This is a genomic window from Streptomyces sp. NPDC093071, from assembly GCF_044754545.1.
Lineage (GTDB): Bacteria > Actinomycetota > Actinomycetes > Streptomycetales > Streptomycetaceae > Streptomyces.
The window spans coordinates 965,309-989,443 of the sequence record NZ_JBIVPH010000001.1; the positions used below are offsets into that span (position 1 = coordinate 965,309).

The 24,135-nt window shown below is 74.5% G+C and carries 23 protein-coding genes; 14 read left to right on the plus strand and 9 right to left on the minus strand.

Annotation, left to right across the window (positions count from 1 at the left end; genetic code table 11):
• Positions 1-18: 18 nt before the first annotated feature.
• The 3 genes from murC to ACIQD7_RS04050 form a co-directional block, all read right to left on the minus strand.
• Complete coding sequence (gene murC, locus ACIQD7_RS04040) at positions 19-1,410, minus strand: UDP-N-acetylmuramate--L-alanine ligase (RefSeq protein WP_401422481.1); 1,392 nt, start codon at positions 1,408-1,410, stop codon at positions 19-21.
• A 165-nt stretch (positions 1,411-1,575) separates the two neighbouring features.
• Positions 1,576-2,046: an indole-3-glycerol phosphate synthase gene (locus ACIQD7_RS04045; RefSeq protein ID WP_402439177.1), complete on the minus strand. Its 471-nt coding sequence runs from the start codon at positions 2,044-2,046 to the stop codon at positions 1,576-1,578.
• Positions 2,047-2,151: 105 nt separating this feature from the next.
• Complete coding sequence (locus ACIQD7_RS04050; RefSeq protein WP_402439179.1) at positions 2,152-2,961, minus strand: pyrimidine reductase family protein; 810 nt, start codon at positions 2,959-2,961, stop codon at positions 2,152-2,154.
• 36 nt (positions 2,962-2,997) lie between these two features.
• On the opposite strand from ACIQD7_RS04050, the gene zapE reads away from it, so the two are divergent.
• The 6 genes from zapE (at position 2,998) to ACIQD7_RS04080 (ending at position 9,405) form a co-directional block, all read left to right on the plus strand.
• Positions 2,998-4,083, plus strand: a complete 1,086-nt coding sequence (gene zapE, locus ACIQD7_RS04055; protein WP_402439181.1) for a cell division protein ZapE — start codon at positions 2,998-3,000, stop codon at positions 4,081-4,083.
• A gap of 38 nt (positions 4,084-4,121) precedes the next feature.
• Positions 4,122-4,547, plus strand: coding sequence for an OsmC family protein (locus tag ACIQD7_RS04060; protein WP_402439183.1), 426 nt, complete (start codon positions 4,122-4,124; stop codon positions 4,545-4,547).
• Between the two features lie 159 nt (positions 4,548-4,706).
• The gene (locus ACIQD7_RS04065) at positions 4,707-6,080 is read left to right on the plus strand and encodes an alkaline phosphatase PhoX (protein ID WP_402439185.1); all 1,374 of its coding nucleotides are present in this window, start codon (positions 4,707-4,709) and stop codon (positions 6,078-6,080) included.
• 104 nt (positions 6,081-6,184) lie between these two features.
• Positions 6,185-7,594 carry a nucleobase:cation symporter-2 family protein gene (locus ACIQD7_RS04070; protein WP_402439187.1) on the plus strand — a complete coding sequence of 470 codons (1,410 nt, stop codon included), beginning with the start codon at positions 6,185-6,187 and terminating at the stop codon, positions 7,592-7,594.
• Positions 7,536-8,417 (plus strand): PPK2 family polyphosphate kinase, encoded by an 882-nt coding sequence (locus tag ACIQD7_RS04075; protein ID WP_402439189.1) that lies wholly within the window; start codon positions 7,536-7,538, stop codon positions 8,415-8,417. Before ACIQD7_RS04070 ends, ACIQD7_RS04075 begins: the two co-directional genes overlap by 59 nt.
• A gap of 124 nt (positions 8,418-8,541) precedes the next feature.
• The gene (locus tag ACIQD7_RS04080) at positions 8,542-9,405 is read left to right on the plus strand and encodes a polysaccharide deacetylase family protein (RefSeq protein WP_402439191.1); all 864 of its coding nucleotides are present in this window, start codon (positions 8,542-8,544) and stop codon (positions 9,403-9,405) included.
• A gap of 6 nt (positions 9,406-9,411) precedes the next feature.
• Here the strand turns inward: ACIQD7_RS04080 and ACIQD7_RS04085 are convergent, their stop codons facing one another.
• From ACIQD7_RS04085 to ACIQD7_RS04095, 3 genes are read right to left on the minus strand one after another with little or no spacing between them, the layout of a single operon-like run.
• Positions 9,412-9,621 (minus strand): hypothetical protein, encoded by a 210-nt coding sequence (locus tag ACIQD7_RS04085; protein ID WP_351972893.1) that lies wholly within the window; start codon positions 9,619-9,621, stop codon positions 9,412-9,414.
• Positions 9,622-9,675: 54 nt separating this feature from the next.
• On the minus strand, positions 9,676-10,326 hold the full coding sequence (locus tag ACIQD7_RS04090; RefSeq protein ID WP_121831281.1) for an ABC transporter: 651 nt from the start codon (positions 10,324-10,326) through the stop codon (positions 9,676-9,678).
• Positions 10,323-11,171, minus strand: a complete 849-nt coding sequence (locus ACIQD7_RS04095) for an ATP-binding cassette domain-containing protein (RefSeq protein WP_402439194.1) — start codon at positions 11,169-11,171, stop codon at positions 10,323-10,325. The genes ACIQD7_RS04090 and ACIQD7_RS04095 overlap by 4 nt, the downstream gene beginning before the upstream one ends.
• Positions 11,172-11,324: 153 nt before the next feature.
• Here ACIQD7_RS04095 and ACIQD7_RS04100 point away from each other — a divergent pair, with 153 nt between their 5' ends.
• From ACIQD7_RS04100 to ACIQD7_RS04110, 3 genes are all read left to right on the plus strand, one after another.
• Positions 11,325-12,008 carry a peptidyl-tRNA hydrolase gene (locus ACIQD7_RS04100; protein ID WP_240450057.1) on the plus strand — a complete coding sequence of 228 codons (684 nt, stop codon included), beginning with the start codon at positions 11,325-11,327 and terminating at the stop codon, positions 12,006-12,008.
• 114 nt (positions 12,009-12,122) lie between these two features.
• Entirely contained in the window at positions 12,123-13,550 is a 1,428-nt protein-coding gene (locus ACIQD7_RS04105; RefSeq protein ID WP_402439197.1) for a DUF692 domain-containing protein, read from the plus strand.
• 2 nt (positions 13,551-13,552) lie between these two features.
• Positions 13,553-14,617, plus strand: a complete 1,065-nt coding sequence (locus ACIQD7_RS04110; RefSeq protein ID WP_402439199.1) for a TIGR04222 domain-containing membrane protein — start codon at positions 13,553-13,555, stop codon at positions 14,615-14,617.
• 202 nt (positions 14,618-14,819) lie between these two features.
• Here ACIQD7_RS04110 and hemQ read toward each other — a convergent pair whose 3' ends face one another.
• Complete coding sequence (gene hemQ, locus ACIQD7_RS04115; RefSeq protein WP_402439201.1) at positions 14,820-15,533, minus strand: hydrogen peroxide-dependent heme synthase; 714 nt, start codon at positions 15,531-15,533, stop codon at positions 14,820-14,822.
• Between the two features lie 17 nt (positions 15,534-15,550).
• Entirely contained in the window at positions 15,551-17,002 is a 1,452-nt protein-coding gene (hemG, locus tag ACIQD7_RS04120; RefSeq protein ID WP_402439203.1) for a protoporphyrinogen oxidase, read from the minus strand.
• A gap of 138 nt (positions 17,003-17,140) precedes the next feature.
• Here hemG and ACIQD7_RS04125 point away from each other — a divergent pair, with 138 nt between their 5' ends.
• Together ACIQD7_RS04125 and ACIQD7_RS04130 are read left to right on the plus strand one after the other, a co-directional pair.
• Complete coding sequence (locus tag ACIQD7_RS04125) at positions 17,141-18,220, plus strand: DUF4349 domain-containing protein (protein ID WP_402439205.1); 1,080 nt, start codon at positions 17,141-17,143, stop codon at positions 18,218-18,220.
• Between the two features lie 24 nt (positions 18,221-18,244).
• Positions 18,245-19,618: an FAD-dependent oxidoreductase gene (locus ACIQD7_RS04130; RefSeq protein WP_402439207.1), complete on the plus strand. Its 1,374-nt coding sequence runs from the start codon at positions 18,245-18,247 to the stop codon at positions 19,616-19,618.
• A gap of 102 nt (positions 19,619-19,720) precedes the next feature.
• Here ACIQD7_RS04130 and hemE read toward each other — a convergent pair whose 3' ends face one another.
• Positions 19,721-20,797 carry a uroporphyrinogen decarboxylase gene (gene hemE, locus ACIQD7_RS04135; RefSeq protein WP_402439209.1) on the minus strand — a complete coding sequence of 359 codons (1,077 nt, stop codon included), beginning with the start codon at positions 20,795-20,797 and terminating at the stop codon, positions 19,721-19,723.
• A 91-nt stretch (positions 20,798-20,888) separates the two neighbouring features.
• On the opposite strand from hemE, the gene ACIQD7_RS04140 reads away from it, so the two are divergent.
• From ACIQD7_RS04140 to ACIQD7_RS04150, 3 genes are all read left to right on the plus strand, one after another.
• Positions 20,889-21,581 (plus strand): DUF3000 domain-containing protein, encoded by a 693-nt coding sequence (locus tag ACIQD7_RS04140; RefSeq protein WP_402439211.1) that lies wholly within the window; start codon positions 20,889-20,891, stop codon positions 21,579-21,581.
• Between the two features lie 355 nt (positions 21,582-21,936).
• Positions 21,937-22,602 carry a response regulator transcription factor gene (locus tag ACIQD7_RS04145; protein WP_015037008.1) on the plus strand — a complete coding sequence of 222 codons (666 nt, stop codon included), beginning with the start codon at positions 21,937-21,939 and terminating at the stop codon, positions 22,600-22,602.
• A gap of 81 nt (positions 22,603-22,683) precedes the next feature.
• Positions 22,684-23,967: an HRDC domain-containing protein gene (locus tag ACIQD7_RS04150; protein ID WP_391058292.1), complete on the plus strand. Its 1,284-nt coding sequence runs from the start codon at positions 22,684-22,686 to the stop codon at positions 23,965-23,967.
• The last annotated feature ends 168 nt before the right edge of the window (positions 23,968-24,135 follow it).

Consider the following 24,135-nt stretch of genomic DNA (forward strand, 5'->3'; position numbering starts at 1 on the left):
CGCTCCCTCTGCTCCGCACTACTTCGACAGGTGGTCCAGGATGCGCGGGCCGAGGTCCGTGACGTCGCCCGCTCCCATGGTGAGAACGAGATCGCCGGGTCCGGCCATTCCCTCGACGATCTCGGGCACGGCGCCCTTGTTGTGGACGGGCGTCACGTCGGCGCCGGCCTTCCGGGCGGCCTCGACGATCAGCTCGCTGGTGATGCCCGGGATCGGGTCCTCGCGGGCCGGGTAGATGTCGAGGACGACGGAGGCGTCCGCGAGGGCCAGCGCGTCGCCCATCTCCTTGCCCAGCTCCTGGGTGCGGGAGAAGAGGTGCGGCTGGAAGACGACGAGGAGCCGGGAGTCACCGGCGGCGCCCCGCATGGCCTCCAGGTCGGCGGTCATCTCGGTGGGGTGGTGCGCGTACGAGTCGATGACCTGGACGCCCTTCGCCTCGCCCTTGAGCTGGAGGCGGCGGCCGACGCCGGTGTAGGCGGTGAGGGCCCGGGCGAGGTCGGCCGGGTCGATGCCGACGCGGGCGCCGGCGGCGAGCGCGGCGGCGGCGTTGTGGGCGTAGTGGCGGCCGGGGACCGAGACGGTGAAGGTGTGCTCGGTGCCGTCGAGGGCGACGGTCACCTCGCTCTTCATGCCGTTCGGGACGATCTTCAGGATGCGGGCGTCGGAGTCCTCGGACTCGCCGACGGTGACGATCCGCAGGCCCTCGCGGTCCGCGACCCGGCGGGCCAGCTCGCGGGCGCCCGCGTGCTCGCCGACGACGAGGGTGCCGCCGGGGCGGATCTTGGCGGTGAAGGCCTCGAAGGACTCGTAGATCTCGTCCATGGAGGCGTAGTTCGCGTGGTGGTCCAGCTCGACGTTGAGGACGATCGCGACCTCGGGGTCGTACTTCTGGAAGCTGCGGTCGCTCTCGTCGGCCTCGGCGACGAAGACCTCGCCGTCGCCGTGCAGCGCGTTGGTGCCGGGGCCCGCCAGGTCGCCGCCGATGGCGTACGAGGGGTCGAGGCCGAGGTCGGTGAGGGCGACGGCCAGCATGGAGGTGGTCGTCGTCTTGCCGTGCGTCCCGGCGACCGCGATCGCGCGCAGGCCGTCCATGAGGGAGGCGAGCGCGTCGGAGCGGTGCACGACCGGGATGCCGAGCTCGGCGGCGCGGGCCAGCTCGGGGTTGTCGGCGCGGATGGCGCTGGAGACGACGACGGCGGAGGCGTCGTCGGCCAGGTGCTCGGTCGCGTGGCCGATGTGCACGGTGACGCCGAGGGCGCGCAGGGCCTCGGCGGTCGCGGAGTCCTTGGCGTCGCTGCCCGCGACCTTGGCGCCGCGCTGGGCGAGGATCTTCGCGATGCCCGACATCCCGGCACCGCCGATGCCGATGAAGTGCGGCCGTTCCATGGCGGCGGGAATGGCGGGTGCCATGCGGATCTCTCCCCGGGGTCTGCTTCGTCAGTGCCTGAAAGTGGGTCCCCACAAGTGGAGTGTGGGGGCCTCACCAGCCTAGTCGCTCACCGCGCGCCCGCCCCGCAGGGCACGGCCCGGCCCGCGCCCCCTGCACGGAGCGCGGGCCCGGCCGTCAGCGTCCGGTCACTCGCTGTGCGCGAAGAGCTTCAGGACGGGGACGCCGACCTTGTGGCGGGCCCGGGAGGCCCAGTCGCGGTGGAAGAACTCCTCCACGTAGTGCGGTGCGGTGAGGACGATCACCTCGTCCGCCCCCGCCTCGTCGACGACCGCCTTCATCCGGTCGAGCGGGTGGTCCTCGACGACCTGGCCGACCGCCTCGCAGCCGGCGTCTCTCAGCGCCCGGAGCGAGTGCTCCAGGGCCTGCTCGGCGGGGGGCCGGGCCTCCTTGCCCTCCGGCTCCTCGCCCTCGCGGGCCGCTTCCTTCAGTTCGCCCATGGCCACGTCGTCGATGGCGCGCAGCAGTACATCGGCCTGGTCACCGCGCGGCTGCATCAGAACGATGAAGGACACGCCCTCGTCGCCGTGCAGCGTGGTGACGAATTCCACGTCGACGGACGTCAGGGGCTTCTCGATCATCAGAACGCTTGTGAACACTTCGGGAGCCCTTCTGCGGAAACCATCCTTCCCCGTGTTCGCACGGGGTCTGCGACAGTAAGTGTGCCCAGCGGACGGTAAGCGGAACGATGAATTCCGCGATTGTCAGATCCGAAGGTAGCGGGTGAAGAGGAAGCCGTCCCGCTCAAGGACGGAAGCCACCTGGAAGCGTGTCGGGACGGCCACCGGCGGGCCTCCGGCGATCCGCTGGGCGTCGCCCGCCGTCATCGTGGGCGAGATCGTCAGGCACAGCTCGTCGAGGACCTCCGCCGCCACGAACTGGCCGAGCAGCCGGGGCCCGCCCTCGGTGAGCTGGCGGCGCAGGCCGCGCTCCGACAGCGCCGCCAGGGCGCGGGCCGGGTCCACCCGGGTCCCGTCGCCCGCGAACAGCACCTCGGCCCCCGCCTTCCGGGCCGCCCCGACCCGCTCCGGGGGCGCCCCGGTCCCGGTGAGGACCAGGGTCGGCACCAGCGGCTCCGTGAAGAGCGGAAGCGAGAAGTCCAGGTCGAGCGAGGCGCTGACCACGGCGATCACCGGGGCCGGGCCCTGTCCGGCGGCGGCCCGGCGGGCGGCGAAGGCCTCCCGCGCCCGGGCGGGGCGGTACCCCTCCAGGCGTACCGTTTCCGCACCCACCACGATCACGTCGGCGAGCCCCCGCAGGGTGCCGAAGATCCGCATGTCGGTCTCGGAGGAGAGCGGCTGGGAGCGGCCCTCGTGCTGGCCGGCGCCGTCGAGCGAGGAGACCATGTTGGCCCGCAGCCAGGACCCGTCGCCCTCCGGATAGGCGTAGGCGTCGGCGAGCGCGTCGAGGGACCACTCGCCGCCCTCCGGTCCGGCCCCGCGGGCGGGTGCGGCGGGCGCGGCCGGCCCGGCCGATTCGGCTGTCATGTCCGTCACAGGGAACAGGCGTCGCATTCTGGCAGTCTGACACGGCGCTTACAGTGGGGAACTGTGTCGACCCGTGCCCTCACCGAAGCCGTCTCCTCCGCAGCGGCCCCGCTCTCGCTCTGCTCCCGAGAGCCCCACGTCCCCGCCGAGCGCCTCGTGGCGGAGATGGTGCCGCCCCCGCGCTTCGACTCCGCGCGCTTCGACACGTACATCCCCGACCCGAACCAGCCCAGCCAGACGCAGGCCGTCGAGGTCCTGAGCGCCTTCGCCGAGGGGCTGGGCGGCGCGCACGCCTCCGGCGCCGGGAAGCGCCGCTGGTTCGCGAAGAGGCCCGCCGCCCCCACCGGGCCGCGCGGGGTCTACCTGGACGGCGGGTACGGCGTCGGCAAGACCCACCTGCTCGCCTCGCTCTGGCACGCGACCCCCGCCGAGCCCGCCCTGAAGGCCTTCGGCACCTTCGTGGAGCTGACGAACCTGGTCGGTGCGCTCGGCTTCCAGCAGACGGTGAAGACCCTGAGCGGGCACCGGCTCCTGTGCATCGACGAGTTCGAGCTGGACGACCCGGGCGACACCGTCCTCGTCTCCAGCCTGCTCGGCAAGCTGGTCGAGGCGGGCGTGGCGCTCGCCGCCACCTCCAACACGCTCCCGGGCAAGCTCGGCGAGGGCCGCTTCGCCGCCGCCGACTTCCTGCGCGAGATCCAGGGCCTCTCCGCGCACTTCCGGCCGCTGCGGATCGACGGCGAGGACTACCGCCACCGGGGCCTGCCCGAGGCCCCCGCGCCGCACTCCGACCAGACCGTCACGGAGACCGCGTACGCCACGCCGGGCGCCTCCCTGGACGACTTCCCGCACCTGCTCGAACATCTGGCCAGGGTCCACCCGAGCCGGTACGGCGCCCTGACCGACGACCTCACGGCCGTCTGCCTCACCGACGTGCGGCCCGTGCCCGACCAGTCGACCGCGCTGCGGCTGGTCGTCCTGGCCGACCGGCTCTACGACCGCGAGATACCGGTCCTCGCCTCCGGTCTGCCCTTCGACCGCCTGTTCAGCGAGGAGATGCTGAACGGCGGATACCGCAAGAAGTACTTCCGGGCGATCTCGCGGCTCACCGCGCTCGCCCGCGACGCGAAGGGGCTCGTCGCGCAGTAGCTTGGGGGCCGTACCCGATCGATCGAAAGGGATTCACCATGGCCACCGTGCGTCACGCCCACACCGTCTGGGAGGGCAACCTCATCCAGGGTTCCGGCGTCGTCACCCTCGACTCCTCCGGCATCGGTTCGTACGACGTCTCCTGGCCCGCCCGGTCGGAGGAGCCGAACGGGAAGACCAGCCCGGAGGAGCTGATCGCCGCCGCGCACTCCTCCTGCTTCTCGATGGCGCTCTCCCACGGCCTGACCGGCGCCGGGAACCCGCCCACCCGTCTGGAGACCAAGGCCGACGTCACCTTCCAGCCGGGCGAGGGCATCACCGGCATCCACCTGACCGTGCGCGGCGAGGTCCCCGGCCTGGACCCGGAAGGCTTCCGGTCGGCGGCGGAGGACGCGAAGAAGAACTGCCCGGTCAGCCAGGCGCTGTCGGGCACGACCATCACGCTCACCGCCGAGCTGGCCTGACCTAGAGTCATAAACCGCGCCACACGGGGCAGTTGCGGCCCGCATGGTTCACGCGCCACCGGAGTGCGTGATACACACGTGCGGGTCGCACGTCACACAGGCAACACGTGACACGACGGAGCGTCACATCCTGTCCGCCAACAGGGGAGCCCGTTGCCCATGTCCGCAACACGACGTCAGGTCCTGTCCCGCACCGGCGCGTCCGTCGCCGGGATCGCCTTCACCGGCGCCCTCTCCGAACTCTTCGCCGGAACCGCCTCGGCCGGCCCCGGCGGCCCTCCGCCCCGGGGCGGCTACGGCCCCCTCGTACCCGACCCCGCCGGTCTCCTCGACCTGCCGGCCGGCTTCCGCTACGAGGTGCTCTCGCGGCAGGGCGACCCCCTGCGCTCCGGCGAGGGCCCCGTCCCGAGCAACCACGACGGCATGGGCGCCTTCCCCGGCCACCGGGGCCGGGTGCACCTGGTCCGCAACCACGAGAACAAGGCCACCGGGAAGATCGGCGTCCCGACCGTCCCCGGCCTCACCTACGACCCGGCGGCCAAGGGCGGCTGCACGGTCCTCGAACTCGACGGGCGGAACCGCGTCCTCGGCGAGCGGGTCGCCGTCGCGGGCACGGCGGTGAACTGCGCGGGCGGGCCCACGCCCTGGCTCACCTGGCTGACCTGCGAGGAGACCGAGGACAAGGCCGGCACGAACGGCTACGCCAAGGACCACGGCTTCGTCTTCGAGGTCGACGGCGCCGACCCGCGCCGCACCGGGGCCGTCCCGCTCACCGCCCTGGGCCGCTTCCAGCACGAGGCCGTCGCCGTCGACCCGCACAGCGGCATCGTGTACGAGACGGAGGACGCCTTCGACCGCCCCTTCGGGCTCTTCTACCGCTTCCTCCCCCGCAAGCCGCTCGGCGGCACGGGCTCGCTGCGCGCGGGCGGCGCCCTGGAGGCGATGCGGGTGCCCGACGTCCCCGACCTCTCCGCGGTCCAGGAGACCGGCGCCCGCTTCGAGGGCGTCGAATGGGTCCCCGTACCGGATCCGCTCGCGGCCGGAACGCCCATCAGGTTCCAGGACTTCGGGCCGAAGGGCATCACGCACGCGCAGAAGCTGGAGGGCTGCTACTGGGGCGGGCGGGCCGTCTACTTCGTGTCCTCGTTCGCGCGGACCGGGGACGGCTCGGCGGCCACCCACTTCGGCCAGGTGTGGAAGTACGAGCCGCACCGGCGCCGGCTCACCCTCGTCGTGGTCTTCGGCCCGAGCACCGACGTCCAGTTGCCGGGCGAGTCGCCGGACAACATCTGTCTGGCGCCGACCGGGGGCCTGATGGTCAGCGAGGACGGCGGCGGCGCGCAGCACGTCTTCGGGGTGAGCGAGCGGGGCGAGGTCTACCCGGTGGCGCGGGGGCGGCAGAACATCGGCACGCCCGACGCCCCGGAGTGGGGGGAGTTCGCGGGGGTCACCTTCTCCCCGGACCGGAGCACGATGTACGTGAACTGCTACGCGCCCGGGACGACGTTCGCGGTGACGGGCCCCTGGCGCTGAGGCTCCCGGCGGGCGGTCGCGTTACACGTCCGTAGCGCGACCGCCCCCTCTCGAAAACGAACGCTTGCGTGAATGCGCGGGTGACCCTTCCCGCACTTCACCCCGTGGACCGGCGGCCCCCGCTCGGCCGTCTCGCCGCCCTCGGCGCCCAGCACGTGCTCATCATGTACACGGGCTGCGTGACCGTCCCCCTCGTCTTCGGCGGCGCGGCCGGGCTCGATCCGGCCGCCATCGCCCTGCTCATCAACGCCGACCTGCTGATCGCCGGTCTCGTCACCCTGATCCAGAGCCTCGGCGTCGGGAAGGTCCTCGGCATCCGGCTGCCGATCGTCACCGGGGCGACCTTCGCGGGCGTGACCCCGATGATCCTGATCGAGCAGGAGTACGGGATGCCCGCCGTCTACGGCTCGATGCTGGCGGCCGGGCTCTTCGGGCTCCTGGTGGCGGTGCCGTTCGCACGGCTGGTGCGCTTCTTCCCGCCGCTGGTCAGCGGCACGGTCATCACCGTCGTCGGCCTCTCCCTCATCGGGGTCGCGGCCGGGCTCATCACCGGGAACGACCCGGAGGCCCCGGACCACGCCTCGGGCGAGCGGCTCGCCCTGGCGGCGGGGGTGCTGCTCTTCCTCGTCCTCTTCACCCGCTTCGCCCGCGGCTTCCTCGGCCAGATCGGCGTGCTGCTCGCCCTCGTGCTCGGCACCCTCGCCGCCGTGCCCGTGGGGCTCACGGACTTCTCCGGCGTCTCCGGCACCGACTGGGTGGGGCTCGCCGCCCCCTTCCACTTCGGGGCGCCGCAGTTCCCGCCGACCGTCGTCGTCGCGATGTGCGTGGTGATGCTGGTGATCTTCACCGAGTCGACGGCCGCGATGCTCGCCGTCGGCGAGGCCACCGGGCGGCCGGTCACGGACCGGGACCTGGCGCGCGGCCTGGCGGCCGACGGGCTCTCCGGCGTCCTCGGCGGCGCCATGAACTCCTTCATGGACACCGTCTTCTCCCAGAACGTCGGCCTGATCGGCATCACCAAGGTCGCCAGCCGGTACGTCACCGCCGTCGCGGGCGGCATCCTGGTCGCCCTCGGCCTGGTCCCCCGGCTCGGCGCCGTCGTCGCCGCGCTCCCGGGGCCGGTGGTCGGCGCGACCGGTCTGGTGCTCTTCGCGACGGTCGCCATGGTGGGCGTGAACACCCTGCGCCGGGCCGACCTGGACCGGGGCCACAACCTGACGATCGCGGCGGTCGCGCTCGGCGTCGGACTCCTCCCGGAGGTCGCGGACGGCGTCTACGACGGCTTCCCCGCCTGGTCCCGCATCGTCCTGGGCAGCGGCATCACGAGCGCGGCCCTCGCCGCCTTCCTCCTGAACCTCCTCTTCCACCACCTGCCGGGCGGGCGCGCGCTCGCGGACGGCCCGGTTGCGGCGGAGGATCGGGGGAAGGCGGGCGGGACTGCGGAAGGAGCGCGCGATGGCGAAGAAGAGCGACGGGAAGAAGCGGCGAGAGGAGCGGGAGCCGGTCCTGCGTGACGTGCTGCGCGTGCCCGTCGGCGAGCCGGTCGACCTCGCCTCGTACGACGCCCGGGGCATCCCGGCGGGCCCCGCCGACAAGGCGGCCGGGGTGGCCGCCACCGCCGCCCTGGGGCCGCGCCTCGCCGGGCTCCAGGAGCGGCTGTACGCGTCGAGCACCGCCGGGGACCGGCGCAGGCTGCTCCTGGTCCTCCAGGGCATGGACACCAGCGGCAAGGGCGGCACGGTCAAGCACGTGATCGGCTTCCTCAACCCCTCGGGCTGCCGGGTGCGCGCCTTCAAGGCCCCGACGCCGGAGGAGAGGGAGCACCCCTTCCTCTGGCGGATCGAGAAGGCGCTCCCCCTGCCGGGCGAGATCGGCATCTTCGACCGCTCGCACTACGAGGACGTCCTCGTCCCCCGCGTCCACGACCTGGTCTCCCGCTCCGAGACCAAGCGCCGCTACCGGCAGATCAACCACTTCGAGAAGTCCCTCGCGGACGACGGGGTGACGGTGGTGAAGGTCTTCCTGCACCTCTCGTACGAGGAGCAGCGCGGCCGGCTCCTCGAACGCCTCGACGACCCCAACAAGCACTGGAAGTTCAGCACGGGCGACATCGAGGAACGCGCCCTGTGGCCGGACTACCAGAAGGCGTACGAACTGGCCCTGGAGCGCTGCGGGACGGACGCGGCCCCCTGGTACGTCGTCCCGGCGGACCGCAAGTGGTACCGGAACTGGGCGATCAGCAAGCTCCTCCTCGAACACCTGGAGGCCCTGGACCCGACGTACCCGCCGGGGGACTTCGACGTGGAGGAGAGCCGGAAGCGGCTGCTGGCGTCCTGAGCGGCGCCGTCCGGCGGGGTGCGCCGCGGCCCGTCGCGTGGACTCGGGCGCTGCCCCCGCCGGGTCGCAAGCATTCATAACTTTGATCGGATAACTTCCGATCGTGAATATTCCTGTACGAAAAGTGGCGGCTCTCGGCCTGCTGGGCGCCGTCCTCGTCGGCTGCGGCGAGGGCGCCGCCCCGAAGGCCCCGAGCACTCCGGCGGCCGTCGACACCCCCTCCCCGCGCGCGAGCGCGACCGCCGCCCGCCCCAAGCCGGGCGCCGAGCCCGCCGCCGCGCCCACCATGGCGCCCGGGCCCGGCGGACTCACCCCCGTCTACACGCGCCGGGTCGCGAGCGCGCCGAAGAGCGCCGAGAAGGTCGTGGCGCTCACCTTCGACGCCGACATGACGGCCGATCAGGGTCCCCGGGCCGCGCGCGGCGAGCGCTTCGACAACCCGGAGCTGATCGCGACCCTGCGCCGCCTGAAGGTGGACGCGACCGTCTTCATGACGGGCCGCTGGGCGGAGGAGTACCCGGAGCAGGCCAGGTCGATCGGCGGCGACCCGCTCTTCGAGATCGCCAACCACTCGTACAGCCACTACGCCTTCGCGTCCCCCTGCTACGGCCTGCCCACCGTCGCCGGGCCCGACATGGCGGCGGACGTGCGGCGCGCCTTCGACGCCTTCCGGGACGCCGGGGCCCTCAACGTCGTCCCGTACTTCCGCTTCCCCGGCGGCTGCTACGACGACGCGGCCCTGCGCGCCCTCGGCCCCGCCGAGGTGACGGCGGTCCAGTGGGACGTGGTCAGCGGGGACGCCTTCGCGAAGGACCCGGACGCGGTCGCCGAGCAGGTGCTCGACGGGGTGAAGCCCGGTTCGCTCGTGGTCATGCACTGCACGCGCAGCGCCGCGCCCGTCACCGAGCGGGCGATCCGCCGGATCGTCCCGGAGCTGCGGGCCCGCGGCTACCGCTTCGTGAAGGTCTCCGACCTGATGCGCGGCTGAGCGGCCTCAGCCCGAGCAGGCCGTGCGCTGGGCCTCCTGCCACTCGCACACCGGGCAGAGCGTGATGCCCTTCGCCGACTCCGGGTACTCGGTCGGCTCCCGGCACAGCACGCAGGCGGCGAAGGGCCCCTCGGCCGCCGGTTCGTGCTGCGGACCGGGCTCGGGGGCGCAGTACGACGCGGACGCGGGCGCGGAGACGGGCGTGGACTCGGTCATGTGTCCGAGCGTACTCCCGGCGCGCCCGCCCCGGGCGTGCCCGAGGCGGTCCGCTCACTCCAGCCGGGCCGTGGCGCGGCAGGCGAGGAGCGCCGCCGTCGCCGCGAGGAGCAGGGCGCCCGCGCAGGCGAGCCAGGGCGGGTCGGCGGTCGCCGTGCGGGCCCCGGTGGTCAGGGCCGTCATGGCGTGCTTCGCCGGGGAGCCGGTGACCACGAAGGCGAGCAGCGAGCCGAGGACCAGCGCCGAGAGGGACCAGCCGGAGGCCTTCAGGAAGGGGCGGGAGGCCAGCGCGCCCACGGCGGCGCCCGTGAGGGCGCAGGCCAGTGCCGCGAGGAGCCCGGTGACCGCCGCGAGGGGGACGGGAATCCCCCGCCGGTCGCTGACGAGCGTCACGAACAGGACGGCGACCGTGCCGGGCAGCAGCGGCCAGGCGGTCCCGGCGAGGAGCGCCGCGAGGTGCGCGCGGTTCCGGCCGGCCGCGGCCGCCACCACGTTCCGCGCGGCGGGCGGCTCCTGGGTGAGGCAGATCCGCACCGTCCAGGCCGTCACCGGCAGCAGGGCGGCGGCGGTGAACCCGAGCGCGTCGAGCACGGGCTCGGCCGCCTGGACTCCGGCGCCGATGAACACCGCGTACAGGAGGAGCGGCGCGAGCCACCGCTGCGAGCGGAAGAGGAGACCCGACTGGTAGCGCAGCAGCGCCGTCATGCCCGTACGCCTCCTTCGGGGACGCCGGCCTTCGCCGCGCAGAGCCGGTGGACGTGCCAGGAGGCCGCGAGGAGCGCCCCGAGCAGGGCGTCGGAGTGCGCCGCGCCCACCGTGAGGACGGTGGTGCCGCCGGGGCCGGCCGCGACGGCCGGTTCCCCCGGCAGCCGCCCGGGGAGCGCGGCCCCGCCGGAGACGGTGATCCGCACGGCGGCCTCCGGGGGCTCCGCCGCGGGCTCCCGCGCGGGCCGCACCCGCCCCGCCTCCACCCCGTACACCGTGCCCGCCTCGCCCCGCAGCCGGCGCGGGTCGTGGTCGACGAAGACGACCGTCGCGCCCGCCGCGACGCGCGCGCGGACGACGGCGTCGAGCTCCGCGCGGGCCCCGGCGTCGAGCCCGGTCCAGGCCTCGTCGAGGACGAGGAGGGCCGGATCGGCGAGCAGCGCCTGGGCGACGGCCACCTTCTGGCTCGTGCCCTTGGAGAGCTCCGCGAGCCCGGTACGGGCGTGCCCGCCGGCCCCGAAGCGCTCCAGCCACTCCCCCGCCCGGGCCCGGGCGGCCGCCTGGCCGAGGCCCCGCACGCGGCCGAGGTGGACCAGATAGCCGAGGGCCGTGAACGGCAGCGCGACGGGGAAGCGCTCGGGGACGTACGCGGTGCGGGCGGGCCGTCCGATGACACGTCCCTCGGTGGGCGCGTCGATGCCCGCGAGCAGCCGGAGCAGCGTGGACTTCCCGGTGCCGTTGGCGCCGGTGACCCGGACCAGGGCGGCGGGCAGGTCGAGGTCGACCCCGCGCAGCACCCACGGCCCCCGGGGGCCGTGCCGGCGCCCGACCTCCTCCAGCCTCAACCGGCCGCGCCCTTCCGCGAGACCGTCACCGGGGAGCCGGGACGCGCCCCGGCGGAAAGATCGCTCTTCATGGGCGCATCCTGGCGCGGAAGGGACGATTCCCACAAGAATCCCTCGTCACGGCGCCCGTGGCGGCGGTGGCAGACTTGCCGGGTGAGCAGCGAAGAGACCGATGTCCGCGACGAGAAGCCGCAGTTCGTCCTCCCCCTGGTGGTACGGATCGAGCGCGACGCGCCCCCGGCCCGCACCGACGCCCTGGAGACCGCGGCGCGGGCCGTCCTGGAGATCCTGACCGACGGGCGTTCCACCGGCGAGGGCGAGTGGGCGCGGGCCGTGGCCGACTGGCAGGACGCCCGGATCCGCAAGGTGGTGCGCCGGGCGCGCGGCGCCGAGTGGCGACGGGCGTCCGCGCTCCCCGGCCTCACGGTCACCGGCGCGGAGGCGGAGGTGCGGGTCTTCCCGCCGGTCCCGCTCGACGGCTGGCCCAAGGACCTGGCCCGCCTCCAGGTCTCGGGCACCGACCTCGACGACCCGGCCGCCCCCGGCCCCGTACCGGAGGGGGCGGCGGTGCTGTGGTTCAACCCGGACCTGGACATGTCGGCCGGGAAGTCGATGGCCCAGGCGGGACACGGCGCCCAGCTCCTCTGGTGGGCCATGCCGGACGCCGCGCGCGAGGCCTGGCGCGCGGCGGGCTTCCCCCTCGCCGTGCGCACCGCCCCGGCCGCCGACTGGCCCGCCCTCACGACGAGCGGCCTCCCGGTCGTCCGCGACGCGGGCTTCACGGAGATCGCCCCGGGCTCGGCCACGGTGGTGTCGGCGTTCCCCCGGACCGGCTGAGAACGCCACCGGAGCCCCGAAACCTCAAATGAAGCTCTGAACGTCCCCCTCCCGGGGTTCGAACGTTTCCGCGTGGGCCATCACGTGGGCAACTGAGGACCGAAGGAGGGGGACATGACGGAACTCGGCATCGGCATCGGCTGGCGTCCCGAGATCGCGGAGGCGGTGGAGGGACTGGCCGGAGTCGACTGGGTGGAGGTCGTCGCGGAGAACATCTGCGCCGACCATCTGCCCGACTCCCTGACCAGGCTGCGGCGGCGCGGCGTCACGGTCGTCCCGCACGGGGTCTCGCTCGGCCTCGGCGGCGCGGACCGGCCGGACCCGGGGCGCCTCGCGGCGCTCGGCGAGAAGGCGGTGGCGCTGGGGGCGCCGCTGGTCACGGAGCACATCGCGTTCGTACGGGCCGGAGGGGCGCTCACCGCGTCCCCGGCACTGGAAGCGGGCCACCTGCTGCCCGTGCCCCGCACCCGGGACGCCCTCGACGTGCTCTGCGAGAACGTGCGCATCGCGCAGGACGCGCTGCCCGTGCCGCTCGCCCTGGAGAACATCGCCGCCCTGATCGCCTGGCCGGGCGAGGAGATGTCGGAGGGGCGGTTCCTCGCGGAGCTGGTGGAGCGCACGGGGGTGCGGCTCCTCATCGACGTCGCCAACCTGCACACCAACCACGTCAACCGCGGCGAGGACCCGGCGCGGGCCCTCGCCGAACTGCCCGCCGAGGCCATCGCGTACGTGCACGTGGCGGGCGGCGTCGAACGGGACGGCGTCTGGCACGACACGCACGCCCACCCGGTGCCGCGCCCGGTCCTCGACGTCCTCGCCGACCTCGCGTCCCGGGTCGCGCCGCCCGGGGTGCTCCTGGAGCGGGACGACGACTTCCCTCCGGCGGAGGAGCTGGCGGAGGAGCTGACCGTGATCCGGGCGACGGTGACCGGGGCGGCGTCCGCCCGCCGCGACGCGGGAGCGGGAGCGGGTACGAGCGCGGGCGCGGGGAAGCGGCCCGCCGAGCGGGCGCTGCTCATCGGCGCCGGCGCCCGCGTCTCCGGCGGGCCGATGCCCGGCCCCGTGCCGGAGGCTCCCCCGGCGGTGCCGGAGGCCGTCGCGCCCGCGCCCGTGCCCGTGCCCGTACGGGACGAGGGGGCGCGGCAGCGGCTCGGGCTCGCGCAGGCCTCGCTGCTCTCCGCGCTCGTCGCCGGGACGCCCGTGCCCGAGGGGTTCGACACCCGGCGGCTCGGAGTGCAGAGCCGGGCGCTCGCGGCCAAGCGGGCCGGGGTGGTCGCCAAGGTCGCGCCGGAGCTGCCCGACATCCTGGGCCGGGAGTTCCGGCCCACGTTCCTCGCGTACGCCAGGTCCCGTCCCATGAGCGGCGGTTACCGCCGGGACGCGCTCGACTTCGCCGAGCACCTGCTGATCGCCGGGCGGCCTGAGGACCCGGTCGCGCACCGCCGGCTCACCCGGTGGTGGCAGGACCGCTCCGGCCACCGCCCGCCCGGCCCCGCCGCACGGCTCGTCCGCGCCGCCCGCCACGCGCTCGTACGGAGATGACCATGGACGTCCTGGTACCCCTCTACTACCTCGCGGGCGCCGTCGCCGTCGCCGTGATCGTCACCCGGCTCGTCCGGACCCGCGGCGGCTCCGGCGGGCCGGTGCACGACCGGTACGAGGCCGCCTTCCTCAACGGCGGTCCCGCCAGGGTCGTCGACAGCGCCCTCGCCGCCCTCCAGTCGGACGGCCGGATCGCGGTCGGCGGGCCCGGCATCGTGGCCGTCGTCCGCCCCACCGCGCGCGACCTGGTGGAGCGCGCGGTGCTCCAGGAGCACGCCGCCGCCCCGCACGGGGCCCTGCACCACCTGCGGCTCGCCGTGATGCGGCACCCGGCGGTGCAGGAGATCGGCGACGGGCTCGCGGAGCGCGGCCTCCTCGTGGACCCGGCGACGCGGCGCACCACGACCCACTGGTGCACCGCGGTCGCCGCCACGGCGTTCCTGCTGTTCCCGGTCTCCGTCCTCCTCTCGATCGTCGACTTCGGCACGAGCGAGGAGTTCTCGGCGCCGTTCGTCTTCAAGGTGGTGCCGGCGCTGTTCGTCGTCGGGATCACGGCCGTCGTCTGCGCGTCGGTCGCCGCCGGGCGGATCACCCCGGCCGGGCGGCGCGCGGTCGCCGCGTACGGGCGCGAGCGGGGGCACCTCGCGGACGCGGGCCACCTCGTGGCCGTGCACGGGCTGCGGGCGCTGCCGGACCCGGTGCTCCGGGAGCAGCTCCTCGCCGCCGCCCGCATCAACGGGCCGCGAAGGTCCGCACGCGGCGGGCGCGGAGGGTACGGAGGGCGTGCGGGGTCGGGGTCGGGGTCGGGGCACCACCGCTCCTCCTCGGGCGCGGACGCGCTCGGCGTGGTCACCGTGTGGTGCGCGGACTCCGGTTCCTGCGGCGGAGGGGGCGGAGGCGGCGGGAGTTCCTGCTCGTCGGGCTCGTGCTCCTCCGGCTCGTGCTCGGGAGGGGGCTCCGGCGGGAGCTGCGGCGGAGGCGGCGGCAGCTCGTGCTCGGGGTCGAGCTCCAGCTCGTGTTCGAGCTCCAGTTCCAGCTCGTGCTCCAGCTCCAGCTCCAGCAGCTGACCGCCCGTACCGCCCGGGAAGGGGCCGTGAAAGGTCCCGGAAATGACGCCGGTGCGGCGCGCGTGAAGCGCGCCGCACCAGGAGCCGGACCCGGTGTCGCTGGAGCGGCGGGCGGATGGTTTCCGCCGGCCGTCTGATCTTCCGGGTCGGGGGATGGCGCGCCCGGCCTGAGCCGGACCGCCACCAGGTCTTCGTACGGCCGTCAGGCCAGGCCCGCCACCAGGTCCGCGACGTCCTTGCGGCGGCCGGTGAAGAACGGGACCTCCTCGCGGACGTGCATCCGCGCCTCGGAGGCGCGCAGGTGGCGCATGAGGTCCACGATGCGGTGCAGCTCGTCGGCCTCGAAGGCGAGGAGCCACTCGTAGTCGCCGAGCGAGAAGGAGGCGACCGTGTTGGCCCGGACGTCGGGGTAGCCGCGGGCCATCTTGCCGTGGTCCGCGAGCATCCGGCGACGGTCCTCGTCCGGCAGCAGGTACCAGTCGTACGAGCGGACGAAGGGGTAGACCGAGACGTAGTCGCGCGGGTTCTCGTCGGCCAGGAAGGCCGGGATGTGCGACTTGTTGAACTCGGCCGGGCGGTGCAGCGCCATGTTCGACCAGACCGGCTCCAGGGCGCGGCCCAGCCTCGTACGGCGGAAGAGGTTGTACGCCTCCTGGAGCTCGTCGCTCGTCTCGGCGTGCCACCAGATCATCACGTCGGCGTCGGCGCGCAGACCGGAGAGGTCGTACGTGCCCCGGACGGTGATGTCCTTGGCCGCGAGCTGGTCGAACAGCTCCTGGACCTCGTCGGCGTAGCCGCTCCGGTCCTCGGGCAGGACGTCGCGCAGCTTGAAGACGGACCACAGGGTGTAGCGGATGACCTCGTTGAGGTCCTTCGCCTTCTTACCGGCGTTCGGGATCTTTTCGGGCGCACTCATACGCCCATTCTCGCCCGTCACGAGGAGTGCCCCGCACCCGGGGCCGCCGTTTCCGACGTGGCGATGATCTCGTCGGCCGCGCGGTGGGCCGAGGCGACGCAGGCGGGGACGCCGACGCCGTCGTACGCGGCGCCCGCGATCCGCAGTCCGGGCAGGCCCGCGACGGCCTCGCGGATCCGGGCGACCCGGGCGAGGTGGCCGATCGGGTACTGGGGCAGGCCGCCGGGCCAGCGGGTGACCGTGGCGGCGACGGGGCGGGCGCCGAGGCCGGTGGCGGCGGCGAGGTCCTTGAGGGAGGCGGCGACGAGGTCGGCGTCCTCGCGGTGGATCTGCTCCTCCTCGCCGTGGCGGCCCACGGAGGTGCGCAGCACGAACAGGTCGGGGGCGGCGTCGGCGACCCAGCGCCACTTCCGCGAGGAGAAGGTGGAGGCCTTGATCGTGTGGCCGTCGACGGGGGGCACGAGGAAGCCGGAGCCGGTCAGGTCCGGCATCTCCGAGCGGCGGAAGGCGAGGGTGACCAGCGCCATGGAGGCGTACTCGATCGCGCCGAGCTCGCACGCGGCGGCGGGCGCGTGCTCCGCGAGGAGCGCGGCGGCGGGCCCGGCGGGGGTGGCGAGGACGACGGCGTCGGCGGTGAGGACCCGGTCGCCGCTCACGACCTGCCAGCCGGTGGCCCCGGTGCGGCGCAGCGCCGTCACGGGGGCGTTCGGGAGGATCTCGCCGCCGGCGGCGCGGACCGCGTCGGCGACCGCGCCGGGCAGGGTGCCGACGCCGCCCTCGACGCCGGCGAAGACGGAGCCGCCGAGGCCGGTGGCGGCGCCCGCCGCGTCGGCCGGGACAGCGGCGCCGGCCCGCTGGACGGCGCGGACGGCGGCGGTGAGCGTGGGGTGCGCGCGGGCGGCCTCGAAGAGGGCGGGGACGGCGGCCTTCATGGAGATGCGGTGGGCGTCCCCGGCGTAGACCCCGCCGAGGAGGGGTTCGACGAGGCGGTCGACGACCTCGTGGCCCATGCGGGCGGCGACGTACGCGCCGATGGCGATGTCGTCGTCGATCTCGGTGGGCGGCAGGTCGAGGTCGGCGGCGATCCGGCGCACGCCCTCCTCGGAGAGCAGGTCCTCGACCGCGCGGGCGTCGCCGGGGACGCCCATGACGTGGCCCTTCGGCATGGGCACGAGGGTGCCCCGGGACCAGACGGACGCGGTGGTGGTGGCGGGGGCCCGGAGCCGGTCGCCGAGGCCGACGGCGCGGGCGAGGGCGATCGCCTCGGGGCGGCGGGCGAGCAGCGACTCGGCGCCGAGGTCCACGGGCGCTCCCGCGATCTCCCCGGCGAGCAGCTTGCCGCCGAGCCGGGCGTCCGCTTCGAGGAGGGTCACCCGGTGGCCGGCGAGGGCCAGCCGGTGGGCGGCCGCGAGGCCGGTGATCCCGCCTCCGGCGACGACGACGTGGGGTCCCGTGGTGTCCGCGTTCATGGGACCACTCTCTCAAATCGCCCGCCCGCTCCCGTTCCGAGGCCGGACCGTGACCGCATCGCTACCGCCGGACGGCAACCCGCGCCGCGGGGTCGTACGTCAAAAGGGCAGCGATCATCACCACCTTGGGGGGTTCCCGTGCGGAGAGCGAGTACGACGGCCGCCGTCCTGCTGACGGCGTCACTGGTCCTGACGGGCTGCGGGGCGGGCAGTACGGACGCGGGTGACAAGGCGGCGGGCGCGCGGGCGGCGCAGCCCGCCGAGCGGGCACCGGACGGGGGCACGGCGGACGGCTCCTCGGGGGCCACAGGGGCTTCGGGGGCCTCCTCGGGCTCCGGATCCGGGGCCGATTCCGGTTCCGGTTCCGGCTCCGCGAAGGCCACGGCGAAGGCGCCGGCCCAGCAGCACGTCATCCGTACCGCCACACTGTCCGTGGAGGTCGCGGACGCGGCGAAGGCCCTGGTCACGGCCCGCACGGCGGCGCTGGACGCGGGCGGTCGGGTCGAGAACGAGTCGACGGAGCGGATCGACGACGCGTACCTCGCCTCGCGGATCGTGCTGCGGGTGCCGCAGGAGAAGTACGACTCCGTCCTCGCCGAACTGGCGGGCACCGGAAGGCTGCTGAACCGCAAGGCCGACGCCGAGGACGTCACCGACCAGGTGGTGGACGTGCAGAGCCGGATCGCCACCCAGCGGGCGAGCGTGGCGCGGGTGCGGGAGCTGATGGACCGGGCGGACCAGCTGTCCGACGTGGTGACCCTGGAGGCCGAGCTGAGCCGGCGCCAGGCGGACCTGGAGGCGCTGCTCGCCCAGCAGTCGTCGCTGAAGGACCGGACGTCGCTGGCGACGATCACCCTCCAGCTCACCGAGAAGCGCAAGGAGCAGCCGAAGGCCGAGGAGCGCGAGGAGGGCCGTCCCGGTTTCCTGGACGCCCTGGCCGGCGGCTGGAACGCCCTGGTCGGCGTGGTGGCCTGGATCCTGATCGTGCTCGCCGCGCTGGCCCCGTGGCTCGCGGTCGGCCTGGTCGCCTTCGTCCTCTGGCGCCGGCTGATCCGTCCCCGCCTCTCCGCCCGCCGTCCCGCGCCGGTGCCGGGGCCGCGCCCCGAGGGACCGGCGGTCGAGCGGAACGCGGCCGGGGCGGCCGTGGGGCCCGCGCGGGCCCCGGAGTCCCCGCAGACCCCGCAGGTCCCGAAATCCCCGCAGGCCCCCGGGGAGTAGCGTCCGCGAAGTAGCGTCGTCCCCATGAGCGAACGACTGGTGGTCATCGGTGGCGACGCGGCGGGCATGTCCGCCGCGTCGCAGGCGCGCAGGCTCAAGTCCCCCGGGGAGCTGGAGATCGTCGCCTTCGAGCGCGGGCACTTCTCCTCGTACTCGGCCTGCGGCATCCCGTACTGGGTCGGCGGGGACGTCGGCTCGCGCGACGAGCTGATCGCCCGGTCCCCCGAGGAGCACCGGGCCCGTGACATCGGCCTGCGGACACGGACCGAGGTGACGGAGATCGACGTCGACCGGCAGCGGGTCCGCTCCCGGGACCTGGAGTCCGGCGCGGAGGAGTGGACCGGCTTCGACAAGCTGGTGATCGCGACGGGGGCGCGACCGCTGCGCCCGCCGGTGCCGGGGATCGACGCGCCCGGGGTGCACGGCGTGCAGAACCTGGACGACGGCCAGGCCCTGATCGACACCCTCTCCGGCGCGGAGGGGCGGCGGGCGGTGGTGGTCGGCGCCGGGTACATCGGGGTGGAGATGGCCGAGGCGCTCCTCAACCGGGGGTACGAGGTGACCGTCCTCAACCGGAGCGAGCAGCCGATGGCGACCCTCGACCCGGACATGGGGCGGCTCGTGCACGCGGCGATGGACGGGCTCGGGATCAGGACGGTCAACTCGGCGGCGGTCACGAAGGTCCTGACCGGGCCCGGCGGCAAGGTCCGGGCGGTGGCGACGGACGAGGAGGAGTACCCGGCGGACGTGGTGGTCCTGGGCACGGGCGTGGAGCCGGAGACCACCCTCGCCCGGGAGGCGGGGCTGCCGCTCGGGGCGTACGGCGGGCTGCTCACCGATCTGGCGATGCGGGTCCGGGGGCACGAGAACGTCTGGGCGGGCGGCGACTGCGTGGAGGTCCTGGACCTGGTCTCGGGCCGGATGCGGCACGTGGCCCTCGGGACGCACGCGAACAAGCAGGGCCAGGTCATCGGGTCGAACGTCGGCGGCGACTACGCGACCTTCCCCGGCATGGTGGGCACGGCGGTGTCGAAGGTGTGCGACCTGGAGATCGCGCGGACCGGCCTGCGGGAGAAGGAGGCCCTGGAGGCGGGGCTGCGGTTCGTGACGGTGACGGTCGAGTCGACCAGCCGGGCGGGCTACTACCCGGGGGCCGCGCCGATGACGGTGAAGATGCTGGCCGAGCGGCGGACCGGGCGGCTGCTGGGCACGCAGATCGTGGGCCGGGAGGGCGCGGCGAAGCGGGTGGACGTGGCGGCGGTGGCGCTCACGGCGAAGATGACGGTGGAGGCGATGACGGCCCTGGACCTGGGGTACGCGCCGCCGTTCTCGCCGGTGTGGGACCCGGTGCTCGTCGCGGCCCGCAAGGCCACGGCGGCGGTCCGCGCGGCGGGCTGAGGCGGTGACGGCGGTCCGCGCGGCGGGCTGAGGGCGGGGCCGGCGACGGCCGCCGGGGAAGTCCCGGCGGCCGTCGCCGTCGCGTGAGTGCCTGCCCCGGGGTCAGACGGCCGTGTGGGTGTGGACGTACTCGACGAGGCGGGTCAGCGCGTCCGGGTCGGTGGTCGGCAGGACGCCGTGACCCAGGTTGAAGACGTGTCCCTCCAGGCCCTCGGCGGCGGCCAGGACCTCGTCCGTCTTGGCCTCGACGGCCTCGCGGGTGGAGAAGAGCACGGCGGGGTCGAGGTTGCCCTGGAGGGCCTTGCCGGGGCCGACGCGGCGGGCGGCCTCGTCGAGCGGGACGCGCCAGTCGACGCCGACGACGTCCGCGCCCGCCTCGCCCATGAGGCCGAGGAGCTCGCCCGTGCCGACGCCGAAGTGGATGCGCGGCACGCCGTAGCCGGCGACCGCGTCGAAGACCTTCACGGAGGCGGGCATCACGGAGCGGCGGTAGTCGGCCGGGGCGAGGGCGCCGACCCAGGAGTCGAAGAGCTGCACGGCGGAGGCGCCGGCCTCGATCTGGACCTTGAGGAAGGCCGAGGTGATCTCGGCGAGGCGGTCGAGGAGGTCGGCCCAGAGCTGCGGGTCGCCGTACATGAGCGCCTTGGTGTGCTCGTGGTTGCGGGACGGACCGCCCTCGACGAGGTAGCTCGCGAGGGTGAAGGGCGCACCGGCGAAACCGATGAGCGGGGTGTCGCCCAGCTCGCCGGTGAGCATCCCGATGGCCTCGGTGACGTAGTGGACGTCCTCGGGGGTCAGGTCGCGCAGCCGGGCCAGGTCGGCGCGGGTGCGGATCGGCTCGGCGACGACCGGGCCGACGCCGGGCTTGATGTCGAGGTCGATGCCGATGGCCTTGAGGGGGACGACGATGTCGCTGAAGTAGATGGCGGCGTCGACCCCGTGGCGGCGCACCGGCTGCAGCGTGATCTCGGTGACCAGCTCGGGCCTCATGCAGGACTCCAGCATGGGGATGCCCTCGCGGACCTTCAGGTACTCGGGGAGGGAGCGCCCGGCCTGCCGCATGAACCAGACGGGGGTGTGCGGCACCGGCTCGCGTCGGCACGCCTTGAGGAACGCGGAGTCGTACGTCCGCGACTGCTGCTTCGTCTGCTGGCCCTGCGGGCTGTCGTTGGCACTCACGCCCAGAATCTTCGCATGTGGCGGGAAGCCGCTCGTCCGGGCCGGGTGTCCCTCCCTGCGCGGAGGCCCCGTTCCGCCTACTCTTCCCCGCATGGCTGCGGCTCAGGGACACTTTTCCGATCATTCCGACGGCGATCGAGGGACGGACGAAACGGCGGGCAGTACGGAGACGAACCCGGTGCCACCGGCTTTCCAACGGGCGGTGGAGGCCTTGCGCTCGGCGCGGCTGCGGTCCGAGATCGAGGTGGACCCGACCAGGCCGCCGCAGCGGCTGGCGCCGTACGCGTACGCGGTGGAGGCGGCCGTCGTCGACGGCGAGGACGACCTGGCGGACGGGCGGCTCGTCCTGCTGCACGATCCGGACGGGCACGAGGCCTGGAAGGGAACGTTCCGCCTGGTGACGCTGGTCCGGGCGGAGCTGGAGCCGGAGATGGCGGCGGACCCGCTGCTGCCGGAGGTGTGCTGGTCCTGGCTGACCGGGGCCCTGGAGGCGCGGGGGCTCGCGTACGGGGAGGCGAGCGGGACCGTGACGATGGCGGGCTCGCACTACTTCGGCGGGCTCGCGGACCGGCGGCCGGCGACCCAGATCGAGATCCGGGCGTCCTGGACGCCGCGCGAGGGCCTGGGCGGGGTGCCGGACACGGGGGCGCACCTGGCGGCCTGGTGCGACCTGCTCTGCCAGATCGCGGGGCTCCCGCCGGCGCCGGCCGAGCCGGGGGCGGGGACGACCACGGGGGCGGGCGTGGTCTCGCTGCCGCAGCGGCGGGGGCCGCAGCAGGTCTGACGCCCCCCGGAGCGCTCCGGAGGGCCGTACGGGACGTGTCGCGCACGACGTGTCGTCCGGGGCGCGCCGTACGCGGTGCGTCGTACAAGACCGTGTCGCACAAGACCGTGTCGCACAAGGCGTTCGGAAAGGCGCTCCGGGCTCCCCCGGGAGGGTGAAGTCGCGGGGCCCGCTCGTAGGATGATCGATCAAGCGTCCGAATTGCCCTAATTGTTACTCACCAAATCGTGATCTTTCCCTAAAGGCGGGCGGCCCTGCTGCCGAAGGAGTCAGTGACCCCTTCACAGCACGGGTTCGCCCTCCCGGCTTCTTCCCCGAGCCGGCTCCGTCCCCCACCTTCCCCCCAGGAGGCCTGGTGTCCGTTCTCCTCGAGCAGCCCGCAAGCCTGGTCGCCTACCGCCCGAACAAGCCGACGGCCATGGTCGTCGTGGCCGATCCGCGCGTCCGTTCCACCGTGACCCGCCACCTGTGGGCCCTCGGAGTACGCGACGTGATCGAGGCTTCGTCCATCGCGGAGGCCCGCCCCCGCGTCGGCAACCCGCGCGACATCTGCGTTGCCGACGTCCACCTGCCCGACGGCAGCGGCCTGACCCTGCTGTCCGAGACCCGCGCCGCGGGCTGGCCCAACGGCCTCGCCCTCTCGGCCGCCGACGACATCGGCGCCGTGCGCAACGCCCTCGCGGGCGGCGTGAAGGGCTACGTCGTCACCGGCACCCGGACCAACATCGGTCACCCCACCCGCCCCGGCGCCGCCCCCATCGGCGCCGCGGCGGCCCGTCTGGGCCACCGCCGCCCCCCGGGTGCCCCGAGCCACCCGGGCGGCTACCGCGAGCTCTCCGGCCGTGAGGTCGAGGTGCTGCGGCTCGTCGCGGAGGGCCAGTCGAACAAGGCGATCGGCGTCTCCATGGGCCTGTCCGCCCTGACCGTGAAGAGCCACCTCGCCCGCATCGCCCGCAAGCTGGGCACCGGCGACCGCGCCGGAATGGTCGCGGTGGCCCTGCGGACGGGGATCATCCACTGACGGGCGGTGGACAACCGGCGGGCACCTGTCGACGGAACGTTCCGTCGACAGGTGCCCGCCGTTCACCGATACCCTTGACGGGTGACCGACGCCCAAGAGACCGCAGCAGACGCGGCACTGCGCACCACCGGGGGCGGCCCCCCGGACGACGACGTCCCTGCGAATGGGCTTCCGATCCCGTTGCTGGCGCCCCGCGAGGGGGTTCCGCCCGTCGTCGAGACCGAGGACGCCCTCGCCCGGGTGATCGCCGCCTTCGCCGCCGGAACCGGCCCCGTGGCCGTGGACGCCGAGCGCGCCTCCGGCTACCGCTACGGCCAGCGCGCCTACCTCGTCCAGCTCCGCCGCGAGGGCGCGGGCACCGCCCTGATCGACCCCGTGGGCTGCCCCGACCTCTCCGGACTCGGCGAGGCCCTCGCCGGATCCGAGTGGATCCTGCACGCCGCCACCCAGGACCTGCCCTGTCTGCGCGACATAGGCATGGTGCCGACCTCGCTCTTCGACACCGAGCTGGCCGGTCGGCTCGCGGGCTTCCCGCGCGTCGGCCTCGGCGCGATGGTCGAGTCCGTCCTCGGCTACGCCCTGGAGAAGGGCCATTCCGCCGTGGACTGGTCGACCCGGCCGCTCCCCGAGCCCTGGCTGCGCTACGCGGCGCTCGACGTGGAGCTCCTGGTCGACCTGCGGGACGCCCTGGAGGAGGAGCTCGACCGGCAGGGGAAGCTGGAGTGGGCCCGCCAGGAGTTCGACGCGATCGCCTCCGCCCCGCCCGCCCCGCCGCGCAAGGACCCCTGGCGCCGGACCTCCGGGATGCACAAGGTGCGCCGCCGCCGCCAGATGGCGGTCGTACGGGAGCTGTGGACGGCCCGCGACCGGGTGGCCCAGCGGCGCGACGTCTCCCCCGGCAAGGTGCTGAGCGACGCGGCGATCGTCGAGGCGGCGCTCGCGGTGCCGGTGAACCTGGCCGCGCTGACCGCCCTGACCGGCTTCGGCCACCGGATGGGCCGGCGCCAGCTGGAGCAGTGGCAGGCGGCGGTGGACCGGGCCAGGGCGCTGCCGGAGAGCGAGCTGCCCCAGCCGGGCCAGCAGCCGGCCGGGCCGCCCCCGCCGCGCGCCTGGGCCGACAAGGACCCGGTCGCGGCGGCCCGCCTGTCGGCGGCGCGCGCGGCGGTCTCGGCGCTCGCGGAGGAGCTGAACCTGCCGCAGGAGAACCTGATCACCCCGGACACCGTGCGCCGGGTCTGCTGGGAGCCGCCGTCCCCGGCCGACGCCGACCGCGTCGCCGCCGCCCTGACGGGCTACGGGGCGCGCCCCTGGCAGGTGGAGCTGGTGACCCCGCTCCTGGAGAAGGCGCTGACGGCGACCGCGTAGCGGTCCCCGGGCGGAGCCCCCGCACCCGGAAGGGTGACGGGGGTTCCGCCGTTTTCGGCCATCTCCGGCAGAGTTCCCGGTGTGACCTTCGCCGCTTGCCCCCCGGGGGGTGGGCAGCATGGTTACCCGCAAGTAGCATGGGGGAGCAAGCGCACGCTTAGGCGTGCG

Bases quoted from the DNA above. Each gene is read 5' to 3' on its own strand.
- murC (WP_401422481.1), bottom strand. From the start codon at position 1,410: ATGGCACCCGCCATTCCCGCCGCCATGGAACGGCCGCACTTCATCGGC.
- ACIQD7_RS04050 (WP_402439179.1), bottom strand. From the start codon at position 2,961: ATGCGACGCCTGTTCCCTGTGACGGACATGACAGCCGAATCGGCCGGG.
- ACIQD7_RS04060 (WP_402439183.1), top strand. From the start codon at position 4,122: ATGGCCACCGTGCGTCACGCCCACACCGTCTGGGAGGGCAACCTCATC.
- ACIQD7_RS04065 (WP_402439185.1), top strand. From the start codon at position 4,707: ATGTCCGCAACACGACGTCAGGTCCTGTCCCGCACCGGCGCGTCCGTC.
- ACIQD7_RS04075 (WP_402439189.1), top strand. From the start codon at position 7,536: ATGGCGAAGAAGAGCGACGGGAAGAAGCGGCGAGAGGAGCGGGAGCCG.
- ACIQD7_RS04085 (WP_351972893.1), bottom strand. From the start codon at position 9,621: ATGACCGAGTCCACGCCCGTCTCCGCGCCCGCGTCCGCGTCGTACTGC.
- ACIQD7_RS04090 (WP_121831281.1), bottom strand. From the start codon at position 10,326: ATGACGGCGCTGCTGCGCTACCAGTCGGGTCTCCTCTTCCGCTCGCAG.
- ACIQD7_RS04105 (WP_402439197.1), top strand. From the start codon at position 12,123: ATGACGGAACTCGGCATCGGCATCGGCTGGCGTCCCGAGATCGCGGAG.
- ACIQD7_RS04110 (WP_402439199.1), top strand. From the start codon at position 13,553: ATGGACGTCCTGGTACCCCTCTACTACCTCGCGGGCGCCGTCGCCGTC.
- hemQ (WP_402439201.1), bottom strand. From the start codon at position 15,533: ATGAGTGCGCCCGAAAAGATCCCGAACGCCGGTAAGAAGGCGAAGGAC.
- hemG (WP_402439203.1), bottom strand. From the start codon at position 17,002: ATGAACGCGGACACCACGGGACCCCACGTCGTCGTCGCCGGAGGCGGG.
- ACIQD7_RS04130 (WP_402439207.1), top strand. From the start codon at position 18,245: ATGAGCGAACGACTGGTGGTCATCGGTGGCGACGCGGCGGGCATGTCC.
- ACIQD7_RS04140 (WP_402439211.1), top strand. From the start codon at position 20,889: ATGGCTGCGGCTCAGGGACACTTTTCCGATCATTCCGACGGCGATCGA.